The organism is Nocardiopsis sp. M1B1 (assembly GCF_052466615.1).
Window position 1 is genome coordinate 2,458,692 of sequence record NZ_CP196194.1, and the last position, 8,997, is coordinate 2,467,688.

Genomic DNA, 8,997 nt, shown 5'->3' on the forward strand with positions numbered 1-8,997 from the left:
GGGCTAGTTCGTATTCGTGTTGAGCGCTTCCATCCACCGCGAACCGGAGATGATGTTGGCGTCCTCCGTGCTGTGCATGGCCTGGACGGTGCCGCCGAAGGTGCCGATCATCTGGTTCATGTCGTTGGTGATGAGCCGAAGCTCCTCCAGCCAGCCGACGACCGCCTCGCTGTAGCTGTTGGAGGCCGCGCCCTGCCAGGAGGCGCGCAGCTTGTCACGCGCAGCGTCCACCTGGGTGTAGACCTCGTTGCACTTGGCGTGGGCGTTCATCATCGCCTCCTGCGCAAGCCGTTCGCCATCGTCCGTAGTCTGTGTCATCTGCGCCATGGGATCTCCTTCGTCGGTTCCATCAGGGGCATCCGGCGTCCTCGGCCATCGGCGAGGGCGCCAGCGGGAGGGCGGCCGCCTCCGGGTCGAGCACCGGCCCGGAGGGCAGCAGCCGCAGCAGGGAGGTCGGGACCGGGACGGCCTGGGCCGTCTGGTAGCCGAGTGAGGTCAGGGCGGTCTCGTCCAGCACCGGGTACTTGGCCGCGCTGTCGGTGACGAGGTAGTGGGTGGTGGCGCTGCCTCCGCCGCCCACGGGCTGGGCGGCGGCGAGCGAGCCCCGGCCGGAGGCGATGCCGACCAGGTCGGGGGTCGGGCACCCCGGGGCGATGCCGGGCCGCTCCTGCACGGGCCACGCCTCCACCCCGGCGGGGTCGTCCATGCTCACCGACAGGGAGCCGTCGGGGGCCAGCCGCAGGCACGGCACGCCCGCGCCGGCGCCCACCAGTTCCGGCGGGGCGGCGGGGTGGCGCTCCTCGCGCGGCCCCTGGCCGTCGGAGAGCCGGCTGTGCGCCTCGCCCGCGGGCAGCGGCAGCGCCTCGGCGGGGGCGTCGGGGTAGGCGGCGCCCGAGACGTCGGGGTCGGCCAGCAGCAGCAGCGCGTGCGTCACGGAGAGCGGCACCAGGCCGTCCCGGGTGAGCAGGTAGTGCTGGTCCTCCTGCCCGGGGGTGGAGACCGCGAACACCTGCCCCACGCGCCGGGGCTCGCCCGCCATCTCGCCCGCGTCCTCACCGGCGCCCGGGACCCCGGGCGCGGTCAGGTCCGGGCCGGTGGGCACGGTGTTGAGGAAGGCGGAGGTGACGGGCGGGGCGTCGCTCGTGCCGTAGCCCAGGGCCTGGACGGCGCCGCCCTCCTCGTCCAGGCGCAGGCGGGTGCCGTTCCACAGCAGGTGCGGTGCGCCGTCGGGGCCGGAGACCAGGACCGCCTGTTCGGCGGAGGGCGGGTTCGGGGCGGGGGCCGTGCCGACCACGAGGGCGGTGCGGCCCCGCTCGTCCTCCTCGCCCTCGGGCGGCAGCGCGCACACCCGCCAGACCGACTGCTCCAGCCCCTCGGTGGTCGGCAGGGCGTCGGGCGCGCCCGCGATGCCGACGGGGCCGCCCACGGGCACGCCCTCCAGTGAGTCGGCCGAGACCAGGCTCACGGCGGCGTCGGCGCCCTGGACCAGGCGGGCGGAGGCGCCGTTGGCCACGGGGCGCAGCGTCCCCGCCGAGTACAGGTAGGAGGCCCCGGTGTCGCGGTCCACGATCAGCCGCCCCTCCTGGCGCCAGCTGGTGGCGCCTCCGGGGAAGATCAGGCCGAACACGAGGAAGCCGACGCACAGCACCGCTCCGATGGCGATGCCGATGTAGGTGCCGGTGCGGGTGCGGCGCATGGGGGCGTCGACCGCGTCGGGGTCGCCCTCCAGCATGGCCGTGCCCAGGCGGCCCACCGTGAAGTTGTGGGCCATCACCCTGTCGCGACGTGACTGCATGTCAGCCGCCGATTCCGCGCAGGAGCGAGAACACGCCGAAGATCGCCAGGACCAGGGGCACGATGGCCACAGTCAGCAGCGACTGGATGATCTCGGCGGCCCGGCCCCAGTGGGGCAGCGGCCGCGTGCCCGGCAGGTTCCACGACACCACCGCCAGGATCGCGGAGGCGGCGAACAGGCCCACCATGGCGAGGGTGCGGGGTAGGGGGTCGGCCGTCCACACCAGGACCAGGACCAGCGCGGTCAGCCCGATCCAGGGCGGCGCGACCACGAAGGAACGCTGCCAGGCGCTGGCCAGGCCGCGCGACTGGAGCAGCATCACCAGCGACACGATCACGCACAGCGTGATCGGCACCCAGCCGGGGGAGGCGGCGAGTACGACCAGGCAGACCGTCAGGACGGCGCCGGTGGAGGCGTACAGGGCGGTCTGGAAACGGTCGGCCAGCGCGGCGCGGTCCAGGACCCCGCGCGCGGGGTAGGGGTCGATGCCCTCCTGGAGCTGGTCGGGGTTGGAGGGCAGCGGCGGCAGTTTGAGGCCGGAGAGGCGGAAGGCCAGCTGGGGGGCGAACGTGCCCAGCAGCAGCGCGATGAGCGCCGTCAGCGCCGCCACGGCCGGGACCGTGGCGCCGGGGATGAACATCAGGGACAGCGCGCCCAGCGCGCAGAGCACCTCGGCGGTGAACAGGCCCGCGAAGAAGGGCACCGATCCCGCCACGGCCGCCAGACCGAGCACGCTGGCCCCGGCGGCGGTCACCGCGCCGGTCAGGACCCGGGCCCCGGTCAGCGCGGTGCCGGGGTCGCCCGAGGGCACGGAGGCTCCGGCCACCGCCATGTACAGGGTGGCCGCCGCGGCCAGGCCGGTGGCGGCGGCCAGGTCGCCCATGGCGCGCGAGGCCGCCCAGGCCGACAGCAGCATGAGGACGGAGGAGCACGCGGCGGACACGGCGGTCAGCAGGCCGGGGCCGCCGCTGACCAGGACCGCCAGGCCGGTGAACAGCACGACCAGGCCCAGCGCCTGGAGCAGGACGCGGGTGGCCTCGGGGCGCCACCGGTCGGCGCGCTCGCCCATACCGGTCGCGACGCCGTCGGTCAGGTCGTCGAAGTGCACCGGCGGCAGCTGGTCGCGGCGGGGGCGCAGGTAGAGGGTCTCTCCGTGGCAGAGCCCGAGGGAGCGGAGGGTCTCGTCCTCCTCCAGGGGCTCGTCGCCCAGTTGTTGGAGGACCCAGCCGTCGTGCTCCAGTCCGCTCTCGTCCAGGTCCTCGCCGTTGTCACCCTCGGCGTAGAGCACCAGGGTGGGCAGGATCTCTGAGAGGGGGACCTCGGTGGGCGCTGCGATCTCGAAGGAGCGCGCGGGGGCGCGGATCAGCAGTCGGCACAGGTCCGGGGAGGCGACATCGTTCATCCGGTGGGGGCCCATCATGAGGCGGGGTCGTGACAGGGGTGGAAGTGACGGTAACACTCCGGCGACCCATTTTGGAGGTGTGTTGTTTTAAATTTTGGTGTCTGTCACTTTAGTTGGCAACAGTAGTGTTCTGCTGTCAGTCTTCGGTTCCGGACGGCCGGTACGGCCCCGTTCCGGTCCCGACTTTCGGACCGTTCCCCGTTGTTCCCTGCAAGGGAGGACCCCGCCCCGTGAGTACGATCCTCGTCCGGCGCCCCCCGCGGCGCCCCGGGCCGGACCTGCCCTCGGGCGAGGTCAGCCTCCAGGAGCCCCCGGAGCTGCCCGAACCGCAGGCCAACGTTTCGTCGGTGTTCACCTACCTGCCGATGGCCCTGACGTCGATGGCGATGCTCATGATGATCGTCCGCCCCGGCAGGATGGGTGACGGCAGCAGCATCATGCCCTATCTGGCGGGCGGCATGATGCTCGTGGGCGCCGTGGTCATGCTCGGCGGCCAGTACCTGCGCAGCATGCTGGAGCGCCGACGCCAGCTCAACGACGACCGCCGGGACTACCTGCGCTACCTCAAACAGATGCGCACCCGTCTGCGGAGCGTGGTCACCGAGCAGCGCGACGCGATGCTCTGGCGGGCGCCCCACCCCGACGCCCTGTGGTCGATCGTGCGGACCTCCCGGCTGTGGGAGCGCAGGGGGACCGACGACGACTTCGCCGAGGCGCGCATGGCCGTGGGCGAACAGGCGCTGTCCATGACCATCTCCCCGGTCTCCTCCAAACCGGTGGAGGACCTCGAACCCCTCAGCGCCCACGCGCTGCGCCGCTTCATCCGCGCCTACGGCACCGTCGAGGACCAGCCGGTCCAGATCTACCTGCGCGGCTACTCCCGCATCACCATGCGCGGCGACCTGGACACCAGCCGGGCCCTGGTCCGCGCCCTCGTCGGCCAGCTCACCGTCTTCCACGCCCACGACGAGCTGCGCGTGGCCGTGTGCTGCTCCGAGGAGTCCCGGCCCCTGTGGTCGTGGACCAAGTGGCTGCCGCACAGCCAGCACCCCACCGCCCGCGACGGCGCGGGCCAGGCCCGGCTGCTGTGCACGGACGCGATGGAGCTCGAACAGCTCATCCCGGACCTGGCCGACCGGCCCCGCTTCGACCCCACCGCCGCCCCCAGCCGCGAGGAGCCCTTCACCGTCGTCGTCGTGGACGGCGGGCGCATCCCCCCGGGGTCGCGCATGCTGGGCGGCGGCTACCGCAACGCCGTCGTCATCGACGTCGCCGACCCGATGCCGCCCGAGGACGACCCCTACACCCTGGCCCTGCGGGTGGAGACCGAGCGCCTGGTGATGCTCTCCCGCGACAACAGCGGCCGCGACACCGAGGAGGTGCTGGGCCGTCCCGACACCCTGAGCCTGCCCCGCGCCACCTCCCTGGGCCGCCTGCTCTCGCCCTACCGGATCGGCATGGTCGTCGAGGTCACCGAGCCGCTCACCACCGACTTCGAGCTGACCACGCTCCTGGGCATCCCCGACCTGCACCGGCACGACAGCGAGCGCATGTGGAGCGAGCTGCACGAGAAGGACCGGCTGCGCGTGCCCATCGGCATGAACTCCGACGGCGCGCCGCTGGAGCTGGACCTCAAGGAGTCCGCGCTGGGCGGCATGGGCCCGCACGGCATGCTCATCGGCGCCACCGGTTCGGGCAAGAGCGAGCTGCTGCGCACGCTGGTGCTCGGCCTGGCCCTGACCCACTCGCCCGAGACCCTCAACTTCGTGCTCGTCGACTTCAAGGGCGGCGCGACCTTCATCGGCCTCGACAAGCTCCAGCACACCTCCGCGCTCATCACCAACCTCGCCGACGAGGCCATCCTGGTCGAGCGCATGCAGGACGCCCTGCACGGCGAGCTGGTCCGCCGCCAGGAACAGCTGCGCGCGGCGGGCAACTTCAGCTCCGCGCTGGAGTACGAGAGGGCCCGCGAGACCAACCCCGACATGGAGCCGATGCCCACGCTGTTCGTGGTCGTCGACGAGTTCAGCGAGCTGCTGGCCGCCCACCGCGACTTCATGGACCTGTTCGTCATGATCGGCCGCCTGGGCCGCAGCCTCGGCGTCCACCTGCTGCTGGCCTCCCAGCGCCTGGACGAGGGCCGCATGCACCAGCTGGAGGGCCACCTGTCCTACCGGATCGCGCTGCGCACCTTCTCCGCCATCGAGAGCCGCGGCGTGCTCGGCGTGCCCGACGCCCACCAGCTCCCCTCCGCCCCGGGCAACGGCTACCTCAAGACCGACACCGAGACCCTCACCCGGTTCAAGGCCGCCTACGTCTCCGGGCCCTACCGCGTCAAGCGCCGCGCCACCCGCAGGAGCACGGTCGGCGGCGAGGTGGTGCTCTTCGCCGACACCGCCGTGGCCGCAGCCGCCCCCGAACCCGAGGAGCCCGAGGTCCAGGAGGAGGAGACCAGCGAGTCCCTCCTGGCGACCGCGCTGGCGCGGATGGACGACCTCGGCCCCGCGGCCCGCGAGGTGTGGCTGCCCCCGCTGGAGGTGCCGCTGCTGGTGGACGAGCTGCTCGCCATGGTCGGCACCCGCCTGCCCGAGGGCGGCCTGGCCTGGAGGAAGGAGACGGTCCTGCGCGTGCCGCTGGGGATCATCGACCGCCCCTTCGAGCACAAGCGCCTGCCCCTGGTCGCGGACCTGTCCGGAGCCGGGGGACACGTCGGCATCGCGGGCGGCCCCCAGAGCGGCAAGAGCACCATGCTGGCCTCGCTCATCCTCACCCTGGCGGTGTGCAACACCCCCGCCCAGGCCCAGTTCTACGGGATCGACTGCGGCGGCGGCGTGCTCACCTCGCTCAAGGACCTGCCGCACATGGGCAGTGTCGTCACGCGCACCGACGAGCGGCGCATCACCCGCACCATCATGGAGATGAACGAGATCCTCACCAAGCGTGAGGTCTTCTTCGCCGAGAACGGCATCGACTCCATGGGCACCTACCGCAGGCGCCGCGCCGCCGGGGAGTTCGCCGACCAGCCCCACGGCGACGTCTTCCTCGTCATCGACGGCTGGGGCACCATCCGCCAGGACTACGCGGACCTGGTGGGCTCCATCGTCCAGATCGTGCAGCGCGGCCTCAACTACGGCGTGCACGTCGTGGTCGCCTCCCCGCGCTGGGCCGACTTCCACACCGGCGTCCGCGACCTGATGGGCACCCGCTTCGAGCTGCGGATGGGCGACCCCGTGGACTCCATGGTCCACATGCGCGCCGCGCAGACCGTGCCCCGCGTGCCCGGACGCGGCATCACCGACACCAAGCACCACTTCCTCACCGGTCTGCCCCGCGCCGACGGCCACGCCGACTCGGTCACCCTGTCCGAGGGCATGAACGAAATCGTCAACCGCGTGCGCGCGGCCTGGGACGGGCCCTCCGCCCCGGCGGTGCGCACCCTGCCCGCGATCCTGCACGCCCGTGAGCTGCCCGGGTCCGAACTCACCAAGGCCAACGGCCTCAAGGTGCCGATGGGCCTGGAGAGCCGCCGGATGCAGCCGTTCTGGCACGACTTCGGCGTCACCCCGCACATGCTCGTGGTCGGTGACACCGAGACGGGCAAGACCACGCTGCTGCGCCACATCACCAACGCGATCCGCAGCCACTACGGCCCCACCACCGCCCGGGTCGTGCTGGCCGACCAGCGCCGCCAGCTCTACGACGCGGTCCCCAAGGAGATGCAGCTGGGCTACGCGGTGTCGGGCGAGAACGTCAAGGAGATGATGGCCGCCGCCGCGCAGGCCATGAAGGCGCGCCTGCCCGGGCCCGACATCACCCCCGACCGCATTCGCAAGCGCGACTGGTGGACCGGTCCCGAACTGTTCATCCTCATCGACGACTTCGAGATGGTCTCCGGAAGCGGGCCCAGCCCGCTGGCCCCGCTCCTGCCGATGCTCGGCCAGGGCGCGGAGATCGGCCTGCACGTGGTCCTCGTGCACGCCGCGGGCGGTTTCAGCCGGGCCTCCAGCGACCCCGTCATCCGGACGCTCATCGACTCCAACACGCCCAGCATCCTGCTGTCCGCCCCGCCCTCGGAGGGCATGATGTTCGGCAGTGTCCGGGCGAGGACGATGCCCGCGGGACGCGCCCTGTGGATCGCGCGCCGCGACCCGATCGAGGTGCAGTTGGCCATCGCCGAGGGCGCCGAGGAGTGATACGCCGGGCCCGCCCGCGCCGCGCGGGCGGGCCCCCGAACGGGTTGGGGGGCGTCCGGTGCGCCGGACGCCCCCTTCCGCGTCGGTCCGGTGTCAGCGCACCGGTTCGTCGGAGCGCATGGGCACCGGCTCGCCCGCGGCGGCGGGTCGCCACCCGCGCGCGCGTCCGAGCTTGAACACCGCTCCGCCCAGGACGCACAGCACGATGAGCAGGAGCCCGACGGACACCACGACCGCCGTGGACGGCGCGTCCACCGAGCCCTCGGGGGAGGGGTCGGGGACGAACCCCTCGCCCACCACTCCGGCGGGGGCGCCGCCCGGGGCGATGGCCATCGCCGCCAGCGGGTCCACCCTGCCGTGCCCCGACAGCGGGTCCGCGTCCCCCCGCGGCGACGCGTAGGCCGTGGTGGTCAGCCGCTCGCGCACCTGTTCGGCGCTCAGGTCCGGCTCCCGCGCCATGAGCAGGGCCGCGGTCCCCGCGACGAAGGCCGCGGCCACGCCGTCGCCCGCCGTGGCCACGTGGCCGTCGCCCGGGCCGGTCCCCACCACCCGGTCGCCCGGCGCGGTCAGGTCCACGCGGGCCAGGTCCCCGCTGGGCAGGACCAGCGGACCCTGGGCCACGGGCAGGCCCTCCACGTCGTGCGCGGCCACGCTCAGCACCGACGCGTGCTGGGCGGGCTGGCCCGGCAGCGGCCCCCGGGAGGTGGGGACCGTCGCGGGGGCCACGACCACGGCGCCGGCCTCCTCGGCGGCGGCCACCGCCGACTCCAGGGCTGAAGACGCCTCCCACGTGCCGGTGCCCACCAGGACCACGCGGGCCCCCGCGTCCACCGCGCTCCCGATCCCGGCGGCGATCTCCTGGGCCGAGGCCAGGCCGGTCTGCGGGCTGCCGGTGGCCACTGCCGTCACCGCCGAGTCCGGAGCCACCCCGACCAGGCCGCTGCCCTCCACGGACCGGGCGGCGACCACTCCGGCCAGCGACGTGCCGAACCCCAGGCAGTCGGCGGACTGCCCTCCCTCCACGGCGTCGGCCAGCGCGGGGACGCCGCCGTCCACCTCCGGGGCCAGCAGCGCCACGCCCACCCCCTCGCCGGTGCTCAGGTCGTGGGCCCGCGACAGGCCCAGGAAGTGGTGCGTCCAGGGCCTCTGCTCCACGACGTCCCCGCCGGTGGCCGCGCACGGCTGGTTGTCGGCCTTGAAGGGGTGGACCTGCGCGAGCGAGACGGGGTCCCGGGGGGCCTCGGCCGCCGCCGGAGCAGCCGGGAGGGGGGCGAGGAGCCCGAGGGCCAGCGCCGCGGCGGCGGTGCGGCGGCGCCGGGACCGGGCGGTCCCCGGATCGGTGTGTGCGGTCACCTGACGTGTGCTCCAGACTCTCTGGGGGTGTCCTGGGGGCGCTTGGCGCCCGGCGGTGCGGCCGGGGCGGTGGCGTCCTCCCGTGCGGATCCCCTCTCCAGTCCCGACGGGTGCGTCCCGGCGAACCCCTGTGGTCATCGCGCGGGCCGCCCCGGGACGTTCCGGGCCCCGGGCGGCAGCCGTTCGGGGCCGTCTGCCGGGGCGGGGTCGCCCGTCGCCGTGCCGTGGGGGCCTTCCGCGCGGGGGACGGGGCC

General features: G+C 73.7%; 5 protein-coding genes. 1 reads left to right on the forward strand and 4 read right to left on the reverse strand.

The genetic code is table 11. The annotated features are described in order from the left end of the window. Positions 1–3: 3 nt before the first annotated feature. From ACSTA4_RS10630 to eccD, 3 genes are read right to left on the reverse strand one after another with little or no spacing between them, the layout of a single operon-like run. The gene (locus tag ACSTA4_RS10630) at positions 4–327 is read right to left on the reverse strand and encodes a hypothetical protein (protein ID WP_248774495.1); all 324 of its coding nucleotides are present in this window, start codon (positions 325–327) and stop codon (positions 4–6) included. A 22-nt stretch (positions 328–349) separates the two neighbouring features. Continuing rightward, complete coding sequence (eccB, locus tag ACSTA4_RS10635) at positions 350–1,795, reverse strand: type VII secretion protein EccB (protein WP_444963382.1); 1,446 nt, start codon at positions 1,793–1,795, stop codon at positions 350–352. A 1-nt stretch (position 1,796) separates the two neighbouring features. Then, positions 1,797–3,215: a type VII secretion integral membrane protein EccD gene (gene eccD, locus ACSTA4_RS10640; RefSeq protein ID WP_248774497.1), complete on the reverse strand. Its 1,419-nt coding sequence runs from the start codon at positions 3,213–3,215 to the stop codon at positions 1,797–1,799. A 212-nt stretch (positions 3,216–3,427) separates the two neighbouring features. Here eccD and eccCa point away from each other — a divergent pair, with 212 nt between their 5' ends. Next, complete coding sequence (gene eccCa / locus ACSTA4_RS10645; RefSeq protein WP_444963383.1) at positions 3,428–7,390, forward strand: type VII secretion protein EccCa; 3,963 nt, start codon at positions 3,428–3,430, stop codon at positions 7,388–7,390. A gap of 93 nt (positions 7,391–7,483) precedes the next feature. On the opposite strand, the gene ACSTA4_RS10650 is transcribed toward eccCa, so the two are convergent. After that, positions 7,484–8,743, reverse strand: a complete 1,260-nt coding sequence (locus ACSTA4_RS10650) for a S8 family serine peptidase (RefSeq protein WP_444963384.1) — start codon at positions 8,741–8,743, stop codon at positions 7,484–7,486. Between the last annotated feature and the right edge of the window lie 254 nt (positions 8,744–8,997).